This window comes from Paenibacillus sp. 2003, from assembly GCF_031455635.1.
GTDB classification, from domain to species: Bacteria; Bacillota; Bacilli; order Paenibacillales; family Paenibacillaceae; genus Paenibacillus; species Paenibacillus amylolyticus_B.
Map to the genome: position 1 here is coordinate 177,876 of NZ_JAVDTB010000002.1, position 23,368 is coordinate 201,243.

The window sequence follows — 23,368 nt, forward strand, 5'->3', positions numbered from 1 at the left end:
TTGATTTTTTAATTTTTCAGCATAAAAAAACGTCCTTGATCCTGTCACTCAGGATCAAAGACGCTTCCCTTAAACGGGCAATCTTATATCTACCCGCACATGAGCCATATCATCAATATACCATTCTATACCTATTGAATCATTTCATCAGCTTGTAATTATTGGATAGTGCTTAAAATTTCCAGCTATCCAGGTATTTCTCTTGCTCAACTGACAAGGAGTCGATGCCAATATTCAGGCTTTCAAGTTTATAGCTGGCAACCTGCTGGTCAATATCATAAGGTACATTAACAACGTTTTTACCCAAGTTTTCATAGTTCTCACTTACATAACGCAGACCAAGTGCCTGCAGGGCAAACGTCGTATCCATGATTTCGGCAGGGTGACCATCTGCTGCACCCAGGTTTACAAGACGACCTTCTGCAAGAAGATACATTTTACGACCATCTTTGAAACGATATTCCTCAATGTTACGGCGAACTGTGCGAATCGATTCCGAACGTTTGGCCAGTTCAGGTTTATTCACTTCAACATCAAAGTGACCCGCATTACTCAGGATTGCTCCATCCTTCATCACATCGTAATGCTCACCCGTGATAACATCCTTATTTCCTGTAACCGCAATAAAGAAATCGCCCAATTTGGCGGCTTCCACCATCGTCATGACCCGGAACCCGTCCATGTGTGCTTCTACCGCTTTAATTGGATCGATCTCGGTTACAATCACATTCGCTCCAAGACCTTTGGCCCGCATCGCTACACCTTTACCACACCAGCCATAACCTGCTACCACTACGTTTTTACCAGCGATAACCAAGTTGGTTGTACGAATAATTCCGTCGAATGCAGATTGTCCTGTACCGTAGCGATTATCGAACAGATACTTGCAGTATGCGTCATTAACCGCAACCATTGGGAACTTCAATTGGCCTTCTTTCGCCAATGCTTTCAAACGAATAATACCCGTTGTCGTTTCTTCTGCTCCGCCGCGAATTGTTGCTGCAAGGTCAGGGCGCTCGGATGCAATAATGGTAGCAAAGTCTCCGCCATCATCAATAATGAGATCAGGCTTCACCTCTAGTGCACGAAGTTGCAATGATTTGAATTCCGCAGGTTCCGGATTGTATTTTGCATACACTGTAACGCCGTCTTCCACCAATGCTGCGCAGACATCATCTTGTGTAGACAATGGGTTGCTGTGCGTAATCGTTACTTCCGCCCCACCCGCTTGAATCACTTTTGCCAAGTAAGCTGTTTTCGCCTCCAAATGAAGACAAATCGCGACCTTCAAACCTTTGAAAGGCAGATCCTGTTCGAACTGGCAACGAATGCGGTTTAATACAGGCATATGTGCCTCTACCCAGTCAATTTTCAGATGACCCTCTGAAGCGAGTCCCATATCTTTCACAATACTGTTTTGCAACGCAGATGTAGTCATTCCATATCCTCCTTGTTTATGTGTTTCTTCTATTATAAAGGGCTCTATAGTGCAATAACCTTGTGCTCTCCAAGGAATTCGCTTGAGGCCTTAATCAGTTCATCGATCCACTCGGAGCCATAACGATTCAGGTAAAAGAGTGCATTATGTACTCGTTCCTGTGGTTTGCCCGTTGGGAATAAGGAGTTCTGAATGCCGTTCCAGTGCCTTAGACTCACATTATGTTTATCTTCAATGGCTTTGTGAGTCTGCTGTTTCAGATACTGCATTTGCTCGTTGATTTTACTCAAATTGGTATCGCCAATTCGTTCCAGCCCCGGATGAATCTCCGCGATCTCATCTAGCAACGGTCCATACAGTTCAAGGAATGCTTCCTGTACCTTGTCAAACTGTTCATCTACCTGGAACGTCTCCTGTTGTGCGAGCCACTGTTCTTTCTTTTCTTCCATATGATATTGTACATCCTGGAAAGAAAGCCCATATTGTTTCATATGTTTATGATGAATATCTTCCATAATGGTGAAGGACAACCGCGGCAACAAAATGGGCATTTGCAGGCCGAACTGACGGAATGCTTCCCGAGTCAAACCCCAATATGCAATTTCACCTTGCCCCAAAATAACAGCGGCTACAGGCAGTACGGAATCTTGCATTAAAGGTCGCGTCAATACGTTGTTACTGAAGCGCTCCGGATGTTCTTCCAGTTCCTGAAGCAAACGCTCCTCTGTGAAAGAAACCAAACCTTTGCGATCACTATATAAACCGTCCTTCAACAACAAGAGCAGACGCGTACCTTCATGAATGTAGAACAGATTGGCTCCATCCTCCGCTACTTCGGCAGGCATAGCATAACCAGCTTGTTGTACCAGCGAAGCGCCTTGTGTGTATGCGCTGCGCAGCACTTCATTTTTTCGTATCAACCGCTCAAACACGGGCTGTTCCAACCTGCGTAAATCTGGATCCGATGCATCCATTAGAACAAGTCCACTACTGGCAAACAAGGCAGATATCATGCGGGCAAATGCATCACTCAGATTTGAACTGGATTGATGGATCTCTGTGATGCATTTCATCAGTCCTGGTTTATGTATCGTATCAGGTAAAAGATGTTCCACCTGTTCGAGTACATTCACCCACTGCTGCGAATCCACATGAACATTACTCACAGAATCCCTTCCTGCGAATCGTCCTTGTAACTTGACCTTCTTCATGTCTCCCTGATGATCAGGTAGATATGTGTGGTTAACCTCATCCCAGTCATGGTCTTCACCGGCAATCCAAAATACTGGGACTACCGGGCGTTGAAGTCTTTCTTCCGCTTCACGCGCAGCTGCCACTACGCTGGCGGCTTTGTATATGACGAACAGTGGTCCGGTGAGCAGACCGCTCTGCTGTCCTCCTGTAACCACTAGTGCATCTTGTTCTGCAAGACGTGTGATGGACGCATGAACCTCTCCATGGTCGTTCACCCGCTTATTATATATACGTAAATACTCTGCCAGATCACGACGATCAATACGTGTGTTTTCCGATTGGTCCAGCCACTCGGCACGCGCCTGAAGTCCTGATTCCCAGCGAATGTCATACTCGTAAAGGCCACGCGCAGCATCTCTTGAACAGATATAATCTTCTGCAAGTCTTGATCCGCTGCGGAGTGCCTCGGTAATACCGTTCATGAGGTCTGCCTCCTATTCTGCTTCAAAGAGCCTTTCTTGATTGTACCGAATTCAAGGCCGCTTCGTCAAAAGAAAGTGATTAAAATACAAAAAAAAACCGCCGAACGAGTCGGCGGCATTTAATACATCAATAATAGCATATCGCTTTAATATTCCTATTATACGTAAGGTTCTGCAACCCAGTGACCTTTGGAAACCTCAATCAATTGAGCATTTTCCAGGTTGTACGGGTCATTTGCAGGACCACCGGATCCATTCTGAATCGGGCTCATATGCTCTTCCGGCAGCAAAATGCGACGTTTGTTCGCTTCCACTTCCGGATCAGGTACAGGGATTGCTGAAAGCAATGTTTTGGTATAAGGGTGGACAGGGTTCGCATACAGTTCTTCACTTTCTGCGAGCTCAACCACTTTACCCATGTACATTACAGCGACACGGTCACTGATATGTTTAACCATCGACAAGTCATGCGCAATAAACAGGTACGTCAAGCCGAGACGTTGCTGAAGTTCTTCAAGCAATTTAACGACCTGCGCCTGAATGGATACATCCAGTGCAGACAATGGCTCATCACAGATGATGAATTTAGGGTCTACAGCAAGTGCACGCGCAATCCCGATCCGTTGTCTTTGACCACCGGAGAATTCATGTGGATAACGCAGTGCATGACTTGGGTTCAAACCTACCAGATCAAGCAGCTCCTCCACTCGTCTCTTGCGCTCTTTAGAGCTGGAAGCCAGACCATGAATATCGAGGGACTCCCCGATAATATCCATTACGTTGAAACGCGGGTTAAGGGATGCATATGGATCTTGGAAGATCATCTGCATATCTTTACGCATTTCTTTCATTTTGCGCGGAGACAACTTGTAGATATCCGTTCCGTTAAAGTTAACATTTCCACCAGTTGGCTCGTAAAGACGCAGAATGGTACGACCTGTTGTGGATTTACCACAGCCGGACTCGCCTACAACGCCAAGTGTTTCACCTTCAAAGATATCAAAGCTTACGTCATTGACCGCTTTGAGAATGTTACCTTTACCCAAATTAAAGTACTGTTTCAAGTTTTTCACTTGTACCAGAGGCTTATTGCTGCCTTTGATAATACCAGCCGGAGCTGGTTTTTCCTTTTTGGGCTCGTCCAGACGAGGCAGAGCATTCAGCAATTTAATGGTGTATGGATGTTGAGGGTTACTAAAGATTTCAGCAGTTGTTCCTGTTTCAACAACTTCGCCTTCCTTCATAACAACAACACGGTCACACATACCCGCTACGACACCAAGGTCATGCGTAATCAGCATAATCGATGTTCCCAGCTTTTGCTGCATGTCTTTCATGACATCCAGAATTTGAGCCTGAATTGTAACGTCAAGTGCAGTTGTCGGTTCATCCGCAATCAGAAGAGATGGACGACATGCAAGTGCGATCGCAATCATGGCACGCTGACGCATACCACCAGAGAATTGGTGAGGATAATGATTCATGCGAATAGCCGCATTTTTAATACCTACAAGTTCCAGCATCTCCAAAGCCGCTTTATTCGCCGCTTGTTTGGACATGTTCTGATGCTTGCGCAATACTTCAGTAATTTGTTTGCCAATTTTAATGGTAGGATTCAATGAAGTCATTGGATCTTGGAAGATCATACCGATATCTTTACCACGAATCGCTTCCATTTGTTTGTCTGTCTTATTCAGCAGGTCTTGCCCGTGAAAAGTAATTTCTCCGCTTTTGACCTTCGAAGGCGGGGAGGGAATCAATTTCATGATGGTTTGGGCGGTAACACTCTTACCACTACCCGATTCACCTACGATCCCCAGCGTCTCTCCTTTGCCAATTTCAAAACTCACATTTTTAACGGCATCAAATTCACCAGAACGTGTTGAGAACGACACACTCAGGTCTTTGACTGTTAAAATCGGCTCCATAATCCCACCTCCTATTTCTATTTACGTAATTTCGGATCGAGTGCGTCACGCAGACCGTCTCCGAGCAAGTTAAATGCAAGCATTGTAAGAACCATCAGACCTGCTGGGAACCACATCCGCCACGGGAATAGCGTCCAGCCTGTAAGTGCATCATTGATCATAGAACCAAGTGAAGATCTTGGTGCAGATACACCCAATCCAAGGAAGCTCAGGAACGCTTCGGCAAAGATTGCATTTGGAATAGACAATGTCAATGTTACAAGAATCGGTCCTATTGCATTGGGCAGCAAATGACGGAACAATTGACGCCCTGTGCTTGCTCCCATGGACCTTGCAGCAAGAATAAAGTCTCTGTTTTTGAGTTGCATAATCTCACCACGCACAATCCAAGACATGCTGATCCAGCCTGTGATGGTGAGGGCAATGATAATCGTTGTCAGACTTGGTTCCAGTACAACCAGCAACAAAATTACAACAAGCATGTACGGCAAGGAGTAGAGGATTTCGGAAAACTTGTTCATAATTCCATCTACACGTCCACCGTAGAAACCCATGATCGCTCCATAAATAACCCCGATAACAAGGTCAATCAAGGCTGCGGCCAAACCTACAGTTAGGGATACACGTGCTCCTACCCAAGTTCTTACCCACACGTCACGACCAAGCTCGTCCGTACCGAACCAGTGCTCCGCACTCGGCGCTGCATTGGCATTCAACAAATCATTGGAATAATAATTATAACTTGTAAACAAAGAAGTTGGACCAATCAAAGAGAAAATCACGACAAGAACCAATACACCCAGACTTATCATAGCAGCCTTATTGGTTGCAAGTCTGTACATGGCATCTTTAAAAAGGGATACACTTTCTTGCGGTTTAACCGCTGCCTGACTAGTCAGGTTCGTGTTCGCCGTTTCATTCTTTTTATTATTCGTGCCAGACAACGTTATGCCCCCTTCCGGCTTTCCAGCTTAATTCTAGGATCAATCAGCACGTAAGCGATATCCGTAAAGAAACGAGCCAACATCAGGAGGATACCATAGAAAATTGTAATCCCCATGATCATAGTGTAATCACGGTTTGTGATACTCTCTACGAATACTTTACCAATTCCCCCGATGTTAAAGATCTGTTCAATTACAACGGAACCTGTGATGATATTCGCTGTCATTGGACCAACATAAGTTACTACCGGTAGAATACCGTTTCTTACAACGTGTTTAAACATAATTGCAGGCCATTTCAGACCTTTGGCTTTAGCTGTTTTGATATAATCTGCATGTAAGACTTCAAGCATGCTCGAACGCGTCAAACGAGCGATAAAAGCAATCGGAGATGCAGATAGCGCTGCAACCGGAAGAACGTAATCCAATGGACCATCAAAGCCCATAACGTTAAACCAGCCTAATTTAGTAGCAAAGAGATACTGCAATAGTGAAGCAAGCAAGAAGCTCGGAACAGCTATACCTATGACAGCGAGGATCATCGTGATATCATCAATGAGTTTACGATGGTAAACTGCCGCAATAAGGCCCAGCAAAACACCCACGATAATGGAGATAACAATTGCAAACACTCCAAGCTTCAGCGAAGCGGTGAATGTTTCGCCGATCATTCCGGCTACATCTCGATTGAGATATTTCATTGAGACTCCGAAATCTCCCTTAAGGATTCCACCCATATACTTCAGGTATTGTTCATACATCGGTTTGTCCAATCCATACTTCTGTTCCAGCAAGACCCGAATTTCAGGCGATACTTTTTTCTCGGATGTAAAAGGGTCACCCGGAATAGCCTTCATCAGGAAGAAGGTTGCAGATGCGAGTATGAAAAGCGATAGCAGCATAAATAATAGTTTTTTCAACACATACTTAACCAACCCTTGCACACCTCCACAAACAATATTTTGTATACAAATCGATTGTAGAATTAGACAGAAATAAAGTCCAATCCATTTATCGGAAATTTCAAGAATTATAAGGAAAATCGGTGCACATACAAAAAATCGGGATATATATGGAATTCCACATATATATCCCGAAGTATTCATATTAGACTTCAGAACAACTTATTTCTCTTCCAGATATGCACGAGTGTAGTCAATAGCTCCACTGAAATCAAGTTGTACACCTTTCAGGTAAGGCTTAGTCAAAGATACGTTAGTGTAATAATAGATTGGCATAACGCCCATTTCATCTTGAATCAGGATTTTCTCAGCGTCAGCAAATGCAGCCATACGTGTAGCTGGATCAGCAGATTTTACAGTTTCTTTAACATCTTTGTCATACTGTTCGTTGCTGAATTTGGAATCATTGTTTGTGTTTCCAGTAGTCCACATTTCCAAGAAGTTGTATGGATCGTTGTAGTCAGCAGACCAACCTGCACGAGCTACTTGGAAGTTTTGGTTTTGACGGTTCTCAAGGAATACGCCCCACTCTTGGTTTTCTGTTTTCACATCAACACCAAGATTTTGTTTCCACATGTCCGCAACCGCCAAAGCGATTTTAGCGTGGCCATCACTAGTGTTGTAGATCAACGTAACAGCTGGCAATGTTGTGTAACCTTCTTCTTTCATACCTTCAGCAAGCAATGCTTTAGCTTCTTCAACATTTTCTGTGAAGTAATCGTCTTTGTGCTCATCACGGAATTCGCCGTTTTCACCACGGATACCTGGAGGTACAAAGCCGAATGCTGGAATTTGTCCACCTTGTGTAACTTTGTCAACAATCAGCTGACGTTGAATTGCCATTGCAAATGCTTTACGGATTTTAACGTTGTTAAATGGTGCTTCGTTCACGTTGAACTGATAGTAGTACGTACTTGCAATACCAGTAGCTTTGAACTCGTCCGGCAATTCCGCTTTTACAGAAGGAATTTGGTCGGATGGAATTTCACCGTTAGGTGCACCAGTGTAGTCCAATTGTCCTGATTTGTAAGCTTGCAGTTCGGAAGCACTGCTGTTCGTCAGAGACATATCGATTTGAGCCAATTTAATATCGGCAGCTGCATGGTAACCATCGTTTTTCTTCACAACAATTTTTTGACCTTTAGAATATTGATCCATTACAAATGGTCCGTTAACGATCATGTTTTTGTAGTCTGTGAAGAATTTGTCATTTGTGTCAGCAGATGCATGTACAGGGTAGTACGTGTAGAATGCTGTCAGACCCAAGAAGTAAGGTGTTGGGTTTTCCAACGTTACTTCCAATGTGTGCTCATCAGTAGCTTTAACGCCTACTTGTGAGAAATCTGTGACTTTAGTACCTTTGTATGTTTCATCTTTGCTGAGGTTGTAACCTTCAGCGCCTTTAATATAGTACAATTGGTATGCATATGGAGAAGCTGTTTCCGGTTTCAAAGCACGTTCCCAAGAACGAACAAAGTCTTCGGCAGTGATTGCATCACCGTTGCTCCACTTAGCATCCGGGTTCAGGTTGAAAACATATTTCAAACCATCTTCGGAGATTGTCCAGTCTTTAGCTACGCCCGCTTGTTCTTTACCATCAGCATCGATGCGTACAAGACCTTCATACAAGAATTTCAGAACTGTGTTGGTTTGGCTGTCTTTTGCTTGAGCCGGGTCCAACGTAGGAGGTTCAGCTGACAGGTTGATTTTCAGAATTTGATCTTTAGCAAGACCATTTCCTTCGCTTGCAGAACCAGTATCGGTGTTACCTGTGCCTTCGTTTTTCGATCCGCACGCTGCAAGTACGGTACCGAACGCCAAAATCAGCGTCAAAAGGACTAATAGACTTTTCCTTTTCATCTAACACGTTCCCCCTAAATTGATATGGTTTATATGTTTATAGATTATACAACCACCGGTCAAAAAAATCTACATTACTTTTTCAGAAAGTAATGTTTTTTTCAGTTTTCGACAAAATCGACACATTTTTTGCCTCTTTTGCGTTATGTAACCTCACATCTGTTGCATGAAGTATCTAAATAATCCAAATAAAGTAAACAAAACATACCCGAAACTCATAATGATGAAGGCCATGCGCCATACGGCCCGGAACATTCTCCCCCCATCGACCTTCCCCTTTAGTCGATTTTGCGCACCTCCGATGAATCCAAGTGCTAGTAGTATGAGTAATAGTGTCAGATAAAAACCAAAATTCGAATCAAATGTTAAGTTGAATAACGCCGATACTGAAAAAACAAGAAAAAAAGTGGTTACATCCATTGCCATCCGCATGGCGTTCCGTTTGTCTTTTTTCCATACGTACATTCCCCAATAAACAAGAAAGAACGGAAAAAAGGGCAATATGCTCAACACAATAAAAAGTCCCATTAATTCACTCCTTCCGGTTGCATTCCTTCAATCAGATGAAGCAGTATTTCATGTGTAGGTGCAACAAGGTCCAACTTTTGTGCCATTCTTACAATATGACCGTTAATTGACCTCACTTCTGTACCACGTCCAGCGAGAACATCTGCAAGCATGGAGGAAGTATTCGTGGCAGTAGAACGACAGACCGATATCAGTTGATCCCACATATCCTGATCCAAACATATTCCACTTGCAGAGTAGATTAACAATACTTCATCATATAACTGGCGCATTAGCCTCTTTCGTTCTTCCTTGACGATCAATTCTCCATTAGGGATTCGCCATAGTGCCGTAAGCGGGTTAATGACTGAATTAATCAATAGTTTCCTGTATATCAGCTTATCGATTTCATTCGACACTGTACAGTCAAATCCTGCCTGCTGCAACGATCCCGACAGAGTAAATGTTCTCTCATTCTCTATAGAGGTAGAAGCTAGTATATGTATGTTGTACCTCCCCAGCCTGGTTTCACCTGTACCTGCACGAGTTACCTGACTTTGTGTACGCTTCGCACCTTCTGATGTAACCGCACTACACAGAAGCGACTTTGGCAAAGCTGCTTGAAGTTTTGCCAGATGGCCCATCCCATTTTGGAAACAAGCGATATTCAGCATATGATCTTGTAATGGACTAATCTCATGAATGAAATCATCAATGCTTGTCTGCTTAACCATGAGCAGCAACCATTCGCCTTGTGAGTTCTTCCAAGTGTCAGCCAGCTCACTTATAGGTTTCGCCTGTATTTGATCCGGTAGAATATGTATCTCCTCGCCACATTCCACAATGGTTACTCCATCATGGCTGAGCAGGTCTGCCTGAGCAGTTGTTCTGGTCCAAAATCTGACCTGGTTACCTGATGCCAGAAGTTTCCCGCCATACAAAAGACCCAGTGCCCCCGCTCCTACGATGTCAATAATCATATGATGCACTCCTCTCCGCTCCAGTAGTTGCTCTTCTATTATCTATAATAGAACAAAAACACCAAACTAAAAACCCGTCATACCTGCCGTTGTGTAACGGCGGTGTGGCGGGTTCATACCTGACTTTCACAAATCAAACGTCTGAACTTGTTATTCAATTCGTTCCAGATTCCCGTTGGCATCCATCTTGAAACGTGTCTTAAGTTCCTCTTCTTCTTCGGACAAAAATGCGAGTCTGCGAGCCCGATCCATAATCTGAATCAAAGCTTTATAGTCGTCATTCACCACACGGTAATCCGTCTGCACTTCATTCACTTCCTTGGAAAGACGGTCATTCTCAAGACGTAGTTCAAGCAATTCATCTTCTTTCTCGCGAAGCTCCTTCTCCAGCATCTTGAGTTGACGATTACTCTCCTGCACTGTTCCCTTCCATTGCCGCAGGAAGCGGATTACTGCATCCATCGATAATGAATCGTCTGAGATCCCATCTGATTTGTACAGATGTTCTTCAGTGTCCAGTGTAGACAGTGCTGCAACCTGCGGTCCGAGCATAGCTGGCTGCTTTCTGAGATAACTTCGTTTTTGTCGTTGTGCCTTGGCGTTACTGATGGCAGAATCATACTTTTTACGTACACAACTGTTCCAGCGAAAACCGCATGCGGCAGATGTTCTGCCTATTTTTTCGCCCACCTCTTCAAAAGCGGCCAATTGTGTACTGCCTTCCCGAATATGACGCAAAGTAACCTCAGCCAATATCAAATCGTCCTCTGTACTCCAAGCATCCTGTCTCACTGCAGTCATGCTATAATACCCTCCTAACAACATCCTAAAATAACCGTCCGCATTACCGGAAGCCCGGTATGTGAATTAGGTATAAAAGCTGCTTCATTCATTCTTATGCCTCTCATAGAGTTCATAGAATTGATTTCATACTAAAATGTATTTCCACATTCAGGCTTGCTCATACGTGACATACGTAAAACATATCCCTCTATACTTACTTTGAACAAAAAAAAGAATTCGCTTTCATATCCAAATTTGTTTACACGTTTTTCCTTTCCCGGTATAATGTTGTGTAGACAATCTATGAACGTACTTAGGAGAGGAGGATTTACCGTGGCACGCATGTTTCGGGTACTCGGGTTCTTCACGCTTGCAATTGGCCTGATGGCTTTTGCGGGAGATCTGGTCGAAATGGCTTTGCTTTTTTTCCTGCAGACTGCGTTTTTTGTCATTTTGGGATACTTGAAATTTACCGAGCGAACGTACATATTGCTCTTCTGGGGTTATATGATCGTAACATTCACGGGGTTCAGCTACTGGACCGTATTCGAAATGGGGTTGCCGCTCTAATCCACCTGCAGCATCAAAGTGATCCGATATCTGTCGGGTTGCTTTTTTGTTGTGTTCAGATTAAATGATTATTCGTGGTGTTATGTAACCACTAAGGATATTTCACGTATTTGTTTCATATATTGTCTGGAAGACAACAAGCCTGTACGATTGTCATTTAAGAAGTGGAAAGGAGAATGGATCGGTGAAACGTCAATACGGCATTTCAGCCTTTATATTATGCATCATTTTATTCCTCCAGCTACCTTTAGCCCATGCCTATGGAGAGTCTTCACCTGAGGATACACGTGAGATATTGCAAAAAAGTCTGTCTATTGTTGAAATCGATCACGAAATCGAACGCATCGCCGAAAGGCAGAAGCAGCTGGCTCAACAATACGAGACATTATCCGTCCAGCTTCAGGAACAGGAAGAACAGATACATATTCAGCAAGATCGGGCCGGAGCTGTAGTGAGGTCCTACTACACAGGAGAACGCGACAGCCTCCTCATGACGGTCCTGGGAGCCAGGTCATTCAAAGACCTGTTTGTACTGTATGATTATTACCAGATTATTATCGGACGGGATCAAGCTGTGCTGGACAAGTATCAGGACCGTTATCGCAATCTGCAACAGACTTCCACTCAGATTCGTCAGACTACAACAGAATTAACCGAAATGAAGACTAATCTTCAAAACCAGCGGGAACGTGTAGTCACCTTGCAAAAAGAAATGGATGCCCAAATAGCCACCAGCGGAGATGCGGCAGCGATTCAGAAACTGATGGATGAACTGACCCTTTATTGGGAGAATATCGGCATCTATGAGGTGAAACGATATTTCAAAGCATTGGCATCTGCCATGCAGAACCTGCCCGATTTTATCCAAAAACAAAACGGAGGTATATCCACGACTGGAACAACGTATACGATCCGAATTGGGCAGGATGAGCTTAATGCATTTCTACGTTCCCAAAATCCAATCTTTGAAGACTTTGCCTTTCAGTTTAACCAGGATAAGATTATAGCTTCCGGTCAGCGGGATCAGTTGCAATTAAGCATTGAAGGACATTATACGGTAGAAAATGAACCTCAAAACTCCATTCGTTTTCATGTGGACAAACTTGTATTCAACCAGCTTGAATTACCAGATACCACTCGCCGAATGCTGGAAAGAGAATTTGACCTTGGGTTCTATCCACAGAAAATCCTGTCGTTTGTTAAAGCAACCGATGTTTCAACAAGTGAAGGTATACTGGAAGTAAAACTAGCTATATCATTTTAAAAAGTTGTTCAAAAAGTCCGCTTTTGATTACGAATGATGCCTAGTGGCATCACCAGCATCGAAGTTGAAATTCAGAATACGATCTTAAAATTAATTCGTCGTTCTAATACTGTCTACGTATTGATTGGCTGTAATTTCTCCCTTTAAGAATTGTTGTACTTTTTGATGAAAACGAGTTATTAGAGCATGACTTTCGGTCGTTGCAGCAGGGACATCTTGGGTGGTTGAGAACCAGGATGGTCCCTTTGTCATGTCATAACGTCCAACGAGTTTCTCAGACTCCAAATCCAGCTCCTGTTGCTTTGCGGGCAACCGGTTAACCTGTTGGTACCATTTCAGCTGTGTCGTAGCAGACGTCATTCCTTCAATCCATTTACTGGCCTCCTCAGCCTCAACCGAACCCGCAGTAATGACAAGACTTCTGGAGTTTACAGTTTCCAAGGTTTCGAAAGAAATCCGCTCCAAAGAATCTTTATCAACTGTACTCGCTTGATCCGCATTTAATAATTGAGATAACAATGATACAACCATTGGTGTGTCGTTTTGGTCAGCAGTTGGAGAGAACCCTGGATTGGTAGACTCAAGCCTAATAAGGGGCTGAATCTGATTCATCAACTGAATCCCCTGCTGAAGATCCCCCGTTTGCGAATCTATTTGTGTTTGTTTAACTTGATCTGGTCCCATTCTCGGTTCCAAATGATTCAGCCACGCATTTGTCCCGTACATATCATTGATGTTCATTGTAATTAAAGGGATGCCTTCCGCAATGGCTTGTTGAGTAAGTTTGACCCACTGATCTTTATTTCGAGGTAATGACTCCAGACCAGCTCTCTTCAGAAATGAAGATTGTGCAGCCAGAATGTACGGATCAAAATCAAAAGGCATTCCCCACTGATAACCATTCCACTCTGTCATTCCCCGTAACCCAACTACCGTATCTCCTAGCGACTTCGATAATGTTGTTCCATTTAACGGATACAGGTACCCTTTTTGGGCATAGTATTGCACTTCCTCACTATTAAGCAGAACAACATCACCGTTCTCCCCTAGTGAAAATTCAAGATCCAAAACGTGCTTATATGTATCCGGCTTCTCATTCCGAAGATTAATCTCTACCAGCTGGGAAGCAGCAACTTCTTCAGCTATTTTTTGATAGGCTTGAAACTCTTCATCCGACATGGCCACTACAATCTCCAGCGGAGCTTGAGCATCTTCATTACGGGACGAAGACCCAGGAAAAGCATCCTTTTCCTGATCGCGTTCCTGATTGAGCTGCGAACCTCTAAAGTCAAAACTCGGTGACAAGATCGTTAACGAAAGCAGCAATACCGCGAATAAAACAACCTGATGTCTACGCTTCATTAACTTCCCTCCCTGTTCACCTAGTTTTTTCCTGCAGCAATTATTGTAACAAATAAGTAGTACTCTTGTCCTACCCTGCCGAAAAACACTTTTTCGGATTTTTGCATAATACGAGCATATCGAGTTCTGTGTAATAACGCTTACTTATTTTTTCAGCAAAAAGCCGGCTCCAGGAGCCGGCTTTAATAACAACATTTTCCGGGAAATAAATCCCCTAAATATTACAATAAATCAGCTGCAAGCTGTGCCAGCTTGGACCGTTCTCCTTTTTCGAGCATGATGTGTCCGCTAATTCCCTCTTGTTTGAACCGTTCCACGATATACGTCAGGCCGTTACTGGCAGAATCAAGATACGGATGGTCTATCTGTTCGGGATCTCCCATCAAAATAATCTTACTGCCTTCACCGACCCTTGATACAATGGTCTTCACTTCATGGCGGGAGAGGTTCTGAGCTTCATCAATAATAATAAACTGTCCAGGTATCGATCTTCCACGAATATACGTTAAGGCCTCCACCTGGATACTGCCAAGCCCCATTAGGATTTTATCGATATCTCCGGCTTTTTTGGTGTCAAACAAAAACTCCAGATTATCATAAATCGGCTGCATCCATGGACGAAGTTTTTCTTCTTTCTCACCAGGCAAGTAACCGATATCTTTCCCCATCGGAACGACAGGACGAGCAATCAACAGTTTTTTGTATTTATGATCATCCTCTACCTTCAGCAGACCTGCTGCTAGTGCCAGCAAGGTTTTCCCCGTTCCAGCTTTACCGGTGATGGTAACAAGCGGGATGTCATCATTTAAAAGAAGTTCCAATGCCATCCGTTGTTGTGCATTACGTGCGCTAATACCCCAGACGTTATCATTACTGAGGAAAAGCGGCTCCAGCTTTGTTCCCTCTGTATTTACTTTAAGCAAAGCCGATTTATTGGTTCCCATCTCATCCTTGAGAATGACAAATTCATTCGGATACAACGAATAAGACAACTGTAACGGTTTGATTGGTAAAAAACGATATGTGTAAAACTCATCAATCACTGACGGATGAACTTTTAGGGCCGTATAACCTGGATATAACTCACTGAGTCCTGCCGTCCGATCTGATAAGTAATCCTGTGTGAACAGACCAAGTACATCCGCTTTGATACGCACAAGTACATCTTTACTGACAAGCACGACCTGACGTTCAACTACTTCCTTTTCATTCTCCTCAATCTGATAATTCAGTGCGACAGCCAAAATGCGATTATCGTTGGATACTTCACCAAACATTTCCTGAACTTTCACGAAACTCCGATGATTCAGCTCTACTTTCAGGTTACCTCCATTAGCCAAAGGAACCCCGCTGTGCAAGTGACCCAGCTCTCGTAATCCATCTAACAGTCTGGATACATTACGGGCATTACGCCCAATTTCATCGGCATTTCTTTTTTTGGAGTCAATCTCCTCCAGTACAACCGCGGGAATGATTACCTCATGTTCCTCAAAGGCAAATATGGCATTGGGGTCATGCAGAAGCACGTTGGTATCCAATACAAAAATCTTTTTCATTCAATCCCCTCCAAAGCGGCGTCGTTAAAGGCATGGATAGTGTGATCTTTCAGCAGCGGCATGGACAATCATGATCCCATACATAAATGTATTCGACTAGGGCAAAATAATTGTCAACCATTCTGAAAAACTCCAAGAAAGGATGAACATTTATGAAAATATGGGTTTGCACGCTGCTTCTGATCTTTATACTTACAGGTTGCAACAGTTCCACACGCAGCGCTTCTCATGAACCGCATACGTCACATCCAAGAAGCTACGGAGGAAATGTAACAACTCAGCAAGATCAAGGGAAAGGATCTCACATGCTCGATGCACAGGAAGATCGGATGAATCCTTCACGTTTGGATCGTTTCAATGAGAATACAGGTGAAGTCCATGATACCAACATTGCGGATGATGCAAAGAGTGGCCGGATGCCCAATGAAAAACGAATCAATCACCTTAAAGCCCTTGCCAAGCAAGTGGAAGGTGTTGAAGATGCGAACTGCGTCATACTCGGTAATACAGCCGTAGTTGGCATCGATGTTGAGGGTGAACTGGAACGTGCTCGGGTTGGTACCATTAAGTACGCTGTTGCCGAAGCACTTCGTAAAGACCCCGAAGGTGTAGATTCCATCGTTACTGCAGATGCAGATGTCACCGAACGAATTAAAGAGATTGGTGAACATATTCGTCAAGGGCACCCCATCTCCGGTTTTGCTTCAGAACTTGCTGACATGGTGGGACGAATTATCCCTCAACTCCCGAAAGACGTCAAAGTCCGTCAAAATCCGGATGAAAACGTGAATCAAAAACAACAAATGCAGCAGCTGCATTCATCTGACAAAAGACAACAAAAAGCCCAGTGATCTCTCACTAGGCTTTTTTCATGGCAGCAAAAACCTGCTCATCTAATTTCTCAGCAGCACGCTGATCATATATTTTGACATATTGAGGCACAGAGGACAATTGAGCGCCGTAAAACAGAGCATTCCTCACCGCTTCAATTGTAATGTCGAAACAGCACATATTAAATGGAACGTCTTGCAGCGGATCTTGTCGTACCGCAGCACGTCCGTTCACTGCGTACACCGTCTCTTCACCAAAGACAGTCACCGTAATAAGCGGATTAGTAATCATGTTATTCACTAAACGTGAACGATGATCAATCGCTAAACGAAAAGTAGAAGCATTCTCCGCATAAATCCAGGAGATGGCTGTTGAAGTCGGACCTCCGGATTCTACATCCACTGTGCTCAGAAGCACAAAGGTCTCATTCTTGAATTGCTGTAAAAGAGATTCAGTTAATTGTGTGACGGCTTCGGACATTCAACCAGCCCCCTAACCTTCTTTATGCAATTCTTGTACTTGGTTTATGTTATTATAGCATACCGATTAACGTGCTTCCAATCCAAAAAGAATGAAGGTTATTCGCCTGAAGGTGAAGCCGTTACTTTACCTGAAAGTGTATCTTGTAAAGCCTGCTTGGCATTGGCGAGTTCCGTCTCATTAATATACACATATGGACTTCTCCACTCTCCGGTAACCGGAGTATAATGTACATCCGAAGTGGAAATGTTCCAATACGTCGAGATAAAGTTTTTCATTTGTTCCGATTCCACATCTGTCGTCATATTCTTGTCAACTGCACCAATCACTTTGCTGATCTTTGTAATGCCCCCAAGAGATTTCATCTGATCCAGCATGGAGTTCAGCACTTGGTTTTGACGTTTGTTACGATCAAAGTCATTGGATTCATCAGTCTTTGGATTACAATTGGATTTGCGGTAACGAACAAAATCTAGTGCTGCTTTACCATCGAGATGTTGTGCGCCTGCGACCAGATTGATATCTGTACCATCGGCTGTATCTCTATAACACATATTTTTATCCACAGTTACATCCACGCCACCCACGGCATTGACAGCATCACGGAATGCCTGGAAATTCAGGACGGTTGTATAATTAATATCTACATCCAAATACTTGCCCATCATTTCTTTCATCTGATCCTCTGCATTTTTGCCAGTGTTTTTTTCCTGTGCTTTGAATCTTGGATAATAGGAATTCAGCTTGTTGGATTTGTACCCATCCAATTGAATACGCGTGTCTCGAGGCAAAGATACAATGGTTGCCGTCTTGGTCTCCGGATTCAACGAAGCCACCATAACAACATCCGAGAGATATGTGCCAGTTTCAGGACGGTTATCTGTGCCTAGTAACAGCATCGTGATTGGTTTGGTTGTGGCTGACATCCCGGGAGGTACCGGTTTATCGATGCCTGTATCCACGACTTGATTGTATACCCAGTACGCATATCCACCGCCTACCACAATGGCAATAACCAATAGACTTAAAAGGATTCTGCCAAAAGCATTCATTCTCTTTTTCTTCTTAGGCTGCTTGCCCTTGCCATTCTTCGATCCAGAAGCACCGGATTGCGTCGGTGCCTGTCTCCGTGGAGGCAGTCCGTTCGAATTTGAGTTCATATCTTCAACACCTTTATCACATCTGTTTTTGTCTAAATAAAAGACAACCGCTTTCCCTAAGGAAAACGGATGGTCTGTACAAGACAGGATTTATGAGTTTCGAGCGGCAGCTTCCGCTTTTTTCTTTTGACGACCTTCAATAAAATAACGCACTCTCACTAACAACATCAAACCAACCGCGACCAACAAACATTGAATGATGGGCAGCTTGTCGATCTGAAAAATAAGAAGCATGAATGTGCCCATCGCCATCAAAATATAGAGAACGATTTCCTTACCAAGTGGCAATTTCTGACGTACCCGAAACACCTTGTTATATACGTAAGTAATCAATACAAAGATGACGATGTAGGCTACGATCGGGTGTGATGCGAACCATGCTTGCATGCACAGCCAGCTCCTTTCGTGTTCATGCTAGGATATAAGTTAACTATTGTGAAACCCTTTCGATAACTCTGAATAAAACACACATCGGAGGTGACCGTTCCGGTATCGGATCGTTCTTTTGATCGCTGTTATCCCCAGATTTTTTTGATCCATTTTTCAATGGTAAAATCCGGGGATAAAGGCGAACGCTTCGCTTCTGCAGAATCGATTCCGATCCCTTCACTACTTCCACTGTGCGTAACATCGTTAACTTCTGTGTTCCATCAAATGCTAACTTATATATTTTATTTTGTTGTTATTAGGCTTTGGAAGCCATTTTGCGTTGTTTTTCTGCACGCTCACGCTCGGATTTATTCAGGATCTTCTTACGAAGACGAATAGATTTTGGTGTAATCTCACAATATTCATCTTCATTCAGATATTCAAGCGCCTGTTCCAAAGAGAAGATAATCGGAGTTTTAATTTTAACCGTATCATCTTTACCAGAAGAACGAACGTTAGTCAGTTGTTTTTCTTTGCAGATGTTAACAACGATATCATTGTCACGTGTATGTTCACCAACAATCATACCTTCGTAGATCTCAGTACCTGGCTCCAAGAAGAGCGTACCGCGATCCTCAACGCCCATCATGCCATAAAACGTAGATGTACCCGTTTCAGTGGAGATCAGCACGCCTTGGTGACGCCCACCCACTTGACCGGATACTACTGGAGCGTAGCTGTCAAATGCATGGTTCATTACACCGTAACCACGAGTCAATGTCAGGAAGTTTGTGCTATATCCGATCAAACCACGTGCTGGAATCAGGAACTCCAGACGAACTTGACCACTACCTGTGTTGACCATGTTAACCATCTCTGCTTTACGTGCGCCCAGGCTCTCCATTACGGAACCCATGCTTTCTTCAGGGATATCAATCAACAAGCGCTCAAGAGGTTCCATTTTCTTCCCGTCAACTTCTTTAACGATAACTTCTGGTTTGGATACTTGCAATTCATATCCTTCACGACGCATATTCTCAATTAGGATACCTAAGTGAAGCTCACCACGTCCGGAAACAACAAATGCATCCGGGCTATCCGTTTCGTCAACACGAAGGGAAACGTCTGTTTCCAATTCTTTTAACAAACGCTCACGAAGTTTACGGGAAGTTACCCATTTACCTTCACGACCTGCGAATGGACTGTTGTTCACGAGGAACGTCATTTGCAGTGTAGGCTCATCAATTTTCAAAACTGGAAGTGCTTCTGGATTGTTTGGATCAGCGATGGTTTCACCAATGTTGATGTCCTTGATTCCTGCAATGGCAACGATGTCGCCTGCTCCTGCCTCTTCCGTCTCAATACGTTTGAGACCCTGGAAACCGAACAGTTTCTCGATACGTGCAGTTTTGCTCTTACCATCACGCATAATAACCGTTACCGATTGTCCTTGACGGATCACACCGCGGTTAACACGACCAATGGCAATACGGCCAAGGTATTCATTGTAGTCCATCAAAGTAACGAGGAATTGAAGTGGTTCTTCAACATTTTCGGTAGGGTGTGGGATATGACTAACGATGGTATTGTAAATCGCCATCATGTTGTCATCCTGTTTTGCAGGATCATTATCCATGCTGGATGTTCCGTTCAATGCGGAAGCATATACAACAGGGAATTCAAGTTGTTGATCGTTGGCACCCAGTTCAATGAACAGGTCCAATACTTCATCAATAACCTCAGTCGGGCGAGCCGCTGGACGGTCAATTTTGTTAACAACAACGATTGGTGTCAGGTTATGCTCCAGAGCTTTACGAAGTACAAACTTCGTTTGTGGCATACAGCCTTCATATGCATCAACAACGAGCAATACGCCGTCAACCATTTTCATGATACGTTCCACTTCACCACCGAAGTCGGCGTGTCCTGGTGTATCCACAATGTTAATCAGGTAATCTTTATAAGTTATAGCCGTGTTTTTGGCCAAAATCGTAATACCGCGTTCACGCTCCAAATCGTTGGAGTCCATTGCGCGCTCCTGTACCGTTTCGTGATCACGGAAAGTACCGGATTGCTGGAGCAACTTGTCGACGAGCGTAGTTTTCCCGTGGTCGACGTGGGCAATAATCGCAATATTGCGAATGTGTTCTCTTGAATGCATGGTTTGTATCCATATCCTTTCCAATTTCAATTCTTATCTACTAAACTTCCCGCAATTTCGCAGGTTACTCACAAAATAAGCGTCGGTGATATCCCGACGCATGTCTATATCCCTTATATTATAGTTTATTATAGGTAAAAATCAAGATATTTCGCACGAAAAGACCACTGGGAATGTTACCAGCCTCTCCCTTGACGTCCTCGCCCAAGCAATAACCAGACTCCGGCCAAGATCAAAAGGACAGCAAGTACATAGATTATTCCCGTTTGCAGCAAGGTAAATCCGAATAATATGATGGACACCGCACCAAGGATCAAAGCTGCAGGTAACACAAATTCCGGTCTTCGCCGTTCGGCCATTCCATATTCGAGTAACCCTATGGCGATCCCAAGCAAGAATGCTGGCCAAAGCCTGCTCATAAGTCCAGCGCCCCATGTATTCGTTATACTGAATAAAACACCATACACCGTTAGTATGCCGGCAGGAACGAGTGACCACGATGGTGAAATGCGCGCATAATATAACGCATGAAGGGCGATGCCTGGCAGCAGGATCAGCAAAGGCCAGAAATTGCGACCAATAAATCCAAACACGCCAAACTTGCCAAGCAGAATAATAATTCCCGCAGCTGCAATAAATAGTCCAATCGCTTTTTCATTTCTCATCCTCATCTGCAATCACCTCTTATATCATGGCTATGTACTTTATTTCTTCATAAACGATACGCATTCCATGCTGACTGTTGATTTTCAAACCTGTAATCCTGCTTCTAGTGTATCCGATGTTTCGGCAAAAAACTATACTTTATGTCGCACTTTGCGTGTGTCCTTTACCTGTATTACCCTAAAATGTGCAACTTATGACCAGCCCAATGGTTGATGTATTTACAAGCGTATTCTCTCAACACAAAACCGCCTAAACCCGACGGTTCAGACGGTCATATGTTCAAGCTTTTATCCAAAATTAAACTATGCGTTCTTCCGCACAAATTTATGTGCGCCTCCAATCGCAACCACAAGACAAGCCATTGCTACGGGTAGCAGCGTATGCACCTCTGATGCCATACCTCCCAGCCATTCTCCTAACTTGGGGTCTTTCATCACCATCTCACCTGCTGTGAAGGCTAAGATGCCTGCTCCGGCGAATACAAGAATCGGAAATCGCTTCAACAAACCAACAATTAACCCGCTCCCCCATACGACGATGGGGATACTGATTGCAATACCAATGACAATCAAAGCCAAATCTCCATCTGCCAAAGCCGCTATGGCCAAAACATTATCCAAGCTCATTACAAAATCGGCAATCAGAATGGTTTGAATGGCTTTCCAGGTCGTAGAAACTTCTCGAATATGTACTTCATCATCATTTTGAAGCAGCAGCTTTACTGCAATCCAGAGTAGCAACAGCCCACCTGCTGCTTGGATAAAGGGAATTCCCAGCAATAATACCGCTACAAAGGTTAATACGCATCGTAACACTACCGCACCAAAAGCCCCCCACCATACCGCCTTTTTACGTTGTATTGGTGGCAGATCCTTGCTGGCAAGCGCAATAACAACGGCATTATCTCCACTCAATACCAGATTGATCATTAAAATTTCAGTTAACAGCCATAGTGTATCCATGTCCTCATCCCCCCACATTAACTTGTATGTCAGAGTTGTCCATGCTATTCTTAATGATTGAACCGTATATAAGGAGTGACATATCTCATGGAGCTATTTAGTCCCACATTCTGGCTGGCTTTGCTGAACGTTGTCTTTATTGATCTAATTCTGGCTGGGGATAATGCCATCGTCATTGGTCTCGCAGCTCGAAATTTGCACCCTTCCGTGCAGAAAAAGGCGATTCTATATGGAACTGGCGGCGCACTTTTGATTCGAATTTTAGCAACAGTTGTTGTTTTATGGTTGCTTAAAGTTCCGTGGCTCTTGCTTGTTGGCGGCATACTTCTGATCTGGATTGCCTATAAATTATTGGCGGATCAGGGAGATGAACACAATGATATCCAGGCAGGTACTTCCCTGTGGACCGCTATTCGAACCATTGTAATCGCGGATGCAGCCATGGGATTAGATAACGTGATTGCAGTCGCCGGAGCTGCGCAGCAGCATCTTGTGCTTGTCATTCTCGGACTCCTGATCAGCGTACCGATTATCGTGTGGGGTAGCACCTTGTTTATCAAGCTGATCAATCATTTCCCTTGGATCATCTATGTCGGAGCCATCGTTCTGGGGTATACAGCTTCCAATATGATCACTGAGGAGCAGCGACTCTTGCCTTACTTTACTGAACATCCGGCATTGCGCATTCTCTTCATCGTTGTCGTTATTGCAGGCGTAGTCTTTGCAGGTTATCGCAAACGTTCCAGCAGTTCCAGCCACAAGGGATCTGGCGGGGAACAGCAACGATCCTATTCGTAGGCCAATTCAAACTAAAAATTTCATCTATATACAGCAAAGGACTGAACGATATTTCATCGGTCAGTCCTTTTTTGCAGTTAACATAGCCCTTATTATGTCAGCCATGCTAAT

Annotated in this window: 21 protein-coding genes; 4 read left to right on the forward strand and 17 right to left on the reverse strand. The window is 43.8% G+C overall.

Translation table 11 applies throughout. The features are described 5' to 3' along the window. Positions 1 to 172 precede the first annotated feature (172 nt). The 9 genes from J2X75_RS12895 to J2X75_RS12935 all read right to left on the reverse strand — a co-directional run bounded on the left by J2X75_RS12895 (position 173) and on the right by J2X75_RS12935 (position 11,096). Positions 173 to 1,438 carry an adenosylhomocysteinase gene (locus J2X75_RS12895; RefSeq protein ID WP_310337038.1) on the reverse strand — a complete coding sequence of 422 codons (1,266 nt, stop codon included), beginning with the start codon at positions 1,436 to 1,438 and terminating at the stop codon, positions 173 to 175. Between the two features lie 44 nt (positions 1,439 to 1,482). Next, positions 1,483 to 3,114 (reverse strand): bacillithiol biosynthesis cysteine-adding enzyme BshC, encoded by a 1,632-nt coding sequence (bshC, locus tag J2X75_RS12900; protein WP_310337040.1) that lies wholly within the window; start codon positions 3,112 to 3,114, stop codon positions 1,483 to 1,485. 158 nt (positions 3,115 to 3,272) lie between these two features. Then, positions 3,273 to 5,042, reverse strand: coding sequence for an ABC transporter ATP-binding protein (locus J2X75_RS12905; protein ID WP_150364967.1), 1,770 nt, complete (start codon positions 5,040 to 5,042; stop codon positions 3,273 to 3,275). Between the two features lie 17 nt (positions 5,043 to 5,059). After that, on the reverse strand, positions 5,060 to 5,941 hold the full coding sequence (locus J2X75_RS12910) for an ABC transporter permease (RefSeq protein ID WP_371129057.1): 882 nt from the start codon (positions 5,939 to 5,941) through the stop codon (positions 5,060 to 5,062). A gap of 47 nt (positions 5,942 to 5,988) precedes the next feature. Continuing rightward, positions 5,989 to 6,921, reverse strand: coding sequence for an ABC transporter permease (locus J2X75_RS12915; RefSeq protein WP_076211567.1), 933 nt, complete (start codon positions 6,919 to 6,921; stop codon positions 5,989 to 5,991). Positions 6,922 to 7,110: 189 nt separating this feature from the next. Further along, entirely contained in the window at positions 7,111 to 8,808 is a 1,698-nt protein-coding gene (locus J2X75_RS12920) for a peptide ABC transporter substrate-binding protein (RefSeq protein WP_310337048.1), read from the reverse strand. Between the two features lie 153 nt (positions 8,809 to 8,961). Then, a complete protein-coding gene (locus tag J2X75_RS12925) occupies positions 8,962 to 9,336 on the reverse strand; it encodes a DUF3397 domain-containing protein (protein WP_310337050.1) in 375 nt (124 codons plus the stop codon). Beyond that, entirely contained in the window at positions 9,336 to 10,295 is a 960-nt protein-coding gene (locus J2X75_RS12930; RefSeq protein ID WP_310337052.1) for a ketopantoate reductase family protein, read from the reverse strand. The genes J2X75_RS12925 and J2X75_RS12930 overlap by 1 nt, the downstream gene beginning before the upstream one ends. A gap of 150 nt (positions 10,296 to 10,445) precedes the next feature. After that, positions 10,446 to 11,096, reverse strand: a complete 651-nt coding sequence (locus J2X75_RS12935; protein WP_076211575.1) for an RsfA family transcriptional regulator — start codon at positions 11,094 to 11,096, stop codon at positions 10,446 to 10,448. A gap of 315 nt (positions 11,097 to 11,411) precedes the next feature. On the opposite strand from J2X75_RS12935, the gene J2X75_RS12940 reads away from it, so the two are divergent. After that, the gene (locus tag J2X75_RS12940; RefSeq protein ID WP_017687281.1) at positions 11,412 to 11,648 is read left to right on the forward strand and encodes a DUF2626 domain-containing protein; all 237 of its coding nucleotides are present in this window, start codon (positions 11,412 to 11,414) and stop codon (positions 11,646 to 11,648) included. Between the two features lie 184 nt (positions 11,649 to 11,832). After that, positions 11,833 to 12,912 carry a coiled-coil domain-containing protein gene (locus J2X75_RS12945; RefSeq protein ID WP_310337056.1) on the forward strand — a complete coding sequence of 360 codons (1,080 nt, stop codon included), beginning with the start codon at positions 11,833 to 11,835 and terminating at the stop codon, positions 12,910 to 12,912. A gap of 90 nt (positions 12,913 to 13,002) precedes the next feature. Here the strand turns inward: J2X75_RS12945 and J2X75_RS12950 are convergent, their stop codons facing one another. Both J2X75_RS12950 and J2X75_RS12955 read right to left on the reverse strand, forming a co-directional pair. Then, entirely contained in the window at positions 13,003 to 14,274 is a 1,272-nt protein-coding gene (locus tag J2X75_RS12950) for an ABC transporter substrate-binding protein (protein ID WP_310337058.1), read from the reverse strand. Between the two features lie 221 nt (positions 14,275 to 14,495). Further along, positions 14,496 to 15,830, reverse strand: coding sequence for a PhoH family protein (locus J2X75_RS12955; RefSeq protein WP_024628438.1), 1,335 nt, complete (start codon positions 15,828 to 15,830; stop codon positions 14,496 to 14,498). Between the two features lie 152 nt (positions 15,831 to 15,982). Here J2X75_RS12955 and J2X75_RS12960 point away from each other — a divergent pair, with 152 nt between their 5' ends. Then, the gene (locus J2X75_RS12960; protein WP_310337060.1) at positions 15,983 to 16,681 is read left to right on the forward strand and encodes a YhcN/YlaJ family sporulation lipoprotein; all 699 of its coding nucleotides are present in this window, start codon (positions 15,983 to 15,985) and stop codon (positions 16,679 to 16,681) included. 7 nt (positions 16,682 to 16,688) lie between these two features. Here J2X75_RS12960 and J2X75_RS12965 read toward each other — a convergent pair whose 3' ends face one another. From J2X75_RS12965 to J2X75_RS12990, 6 genes are all read right to left on the reverse strand, one after another. After that, positions 16,689 to 17,141, reverse strand: a complete 453-nt coding sequence (locus J2X75_RS12965; RefSeq protein WP_076211583.1) for a pyridoxamine 5'-phosphate oxidase family protein — start codon at positions 17,139 to 17,141, stop codon at positions 16,689 to 16,691. A gap of 98 nt (positions 17,142 to 17,239) precedes the next feature. Beyond that, on the reverse strand, positions 17,240 to 18,301 hold the full coding sequence (locus J2X75_RS12970; RefSeq protein WP_310337061.1) for an LCP family protein: 1,062 nt from the start codon (positions 18,299 to 18,301) through the stop codon (positions 17,240 to 17,242). Positions 18,302 to 18,391: 90 nt separating this feature from the next. Beyond that, positions 18,392 to 18,688: a YlaH-like family protein gene (locus J2X75_RS12975; RefSeq protein WP_036614990.1), complete on the reverse strand. Its 297-nt coding sequence runs from the start codon at positions 18,686 to 18,688 to the stop codon at positions 18,392 to 18,394. A gap of 298 nt (positions 18,689 to 18,986) precedes the next feature. Then, positions 18,987 to 20,831, reverse strand: a complete 1,845-nt coding sequence (typA, locus tag J2X75_RS12980; RefSeq protein WP_091028450.1) for a translational GTPase TypA — start codon at positions 20,829 to 20,831, stop codon at positions 18,987 to 18,989. A 176-nt stretch (positions 20,832 to 21,007) separates the two neighbouring features. Continuing rightward, positions 21,008 to 21,502, reverse strand: coding sequence for a hypothetical protein (locus J2X75_RS12985; RefSeq protein WP_310337066.1), 495 nt, complete (start codon positions 21,500 to 21,502; stop codon positions 21,008 to 21,010). A 297-nt stretch (positions 21,503 to 21,799) separates the two neighbouring features. Beyond that, positions 21,800 to 22,459 carry a TerC family protein gene (locus J2X75_RS12990; RefSeq protein WP_133385547.1) on the reverse strand — a complete coding sequence of 220 codons (660 nt, stop codon included), beginning with the start codon at positions 22,457 to 22,459 and terminating at the stop codon, positions 21,800 to 21,802. An 87-nt stretch (positions 22,460 to 22,546) separates the two neighbouring features. On the opposite strand from J2X75_RS12990, the gene J2X75_RS12995 reads away from it, so the two are divergent. After that, positions 22,547 to 23,257 (forward strand): TerC family protein, encoded by a 711-nt coding sequence (locus J2X75_RS12995; RefSeq protein ID WP_211080796.1) that lies wholly within the window; start codon positions 22,547 to 22,549, stop codon positions 23,255 to 23,257. Positions 23,258 to 23,368: the final 111 nt, after the last annotated feature.

Bases quoted from the DNA above. Each gene is read 5' to 3' on its own strand.
- J2X75_RS12975 (WP_036614990.1), bottom strand. From the start codon at position 18,688: ATGCAAGCATGGTTCGCATCACACCCGATCGTAGCCTACATCGTCATC.
- J2X75_RS12985 (WP_310337066.1), bottom strand. From the start codon at position 21,502: ATGAGGATGAGAAATGAAAAAGCGATTGGACTATTTATTGCAGCTGCG.
- J2X75_RS12990 (WP_133385547.1), bottom strand. From the start codon at position 22,459: ATGGATACACTATGGCTGTTAACTGAAATTTTAATGATCAATCTGGTA.
- J2X75_RS12895 (WP_310337038.1), bottom strand. From the start codon at position 1,438: ATGACTACATCTGCGTTGCAAAACAGTATTGTGAAAGATATGGGACTC.
- J2X75_RS12925 (WP_310337050.1), bottom strand. From the start codon at position 9,336: ATGGGACTTTTTATTGTGTTGAGCATATTGCCCTTTTTTCCGTTCTTT.
- J2X75_RS12995 (WP_211080796.1), top strand. From the start codon at position 22,547: ATGGAGCTATTTAGTCCCACATTCTGGCTGGCTTTGCTGAACGTTGTC.
- J2X75_RS12935 (WP_076211575.1), bottom strand. From the start codon at position 11,096: ATGACTGCAGTGAGACAGGATGCTTGGAGTACAGAGGACGATTTGATA.
- bshC (WP_310337040.1), bottom strand. From the start codon at position 3,114: ATGAACGGTATTACCGAGGCACTCCGCAGCGGATCAAGACTTGCAGAA.
- J2X75_RS12905 (WP_150364967.1), bottom strand. From the start codon at position 5,042: ATGGAGCCGATTTTAACAGTCAAAGACCTGAGTGTGTCGTTCTCAACA.
- J2X75_RS12955 (WP_024628438.1), bottom strand. From the start codon at position 15,830: ATGAAAAAGATTTTTGTATTGGATACCAACGTGCTTCTGCATGACCCC.
- J2X75_RS12970 (WP_310337061.1), bottom strand. From the start codon at position 18,301: ATGAACTCAAATTCGAACGGACTGCCTCCACGGAGACAGGCACCGACG.
- J2X75_RS12920 (WP_310337048.1), bottom strand. From the start codon at position 8,808: ATGAAAAGGAAAAGTCTATTAGTCCTTTTGACGCTGATTTTGGCGTTC.
- typA (WP_091028450.1), bottom strand. From the start codon at position 20,831: ATGCATTCAAGAGAACACATTCGCAATATTGCGATTATTGCCCACGTC.
- J2X75_RS12960 (WP_310337060.1), top strand. From the start codon at position 15,983: ATGAAAATATGGGTTTGCACGCTGCTTCTGATCTTTATACTTACAGGT.
- J2X75_RS12950 (WP_310337058.1), bottom strand. From the start codon at position 14,274: ATGAAGCGTAGACATCAGGTTGTTTTATTCGCGGTATTGCTGCTTTCG.
- J2X75_RS12930 (WP_310337052.1), bottom strand. From the start codon at position 10,295: ATGATTATTGACATCGTAGGAGCGGGGGCACTGGGTCTTTTGTATGGC.
- J2X75_RS12965 (WP_076211583.1), bottom strand. From the start codon at position 17,141: ATGTCCGAAGCCGTCACACAATTAACTGAATCTCTTTTACAGCAATTC.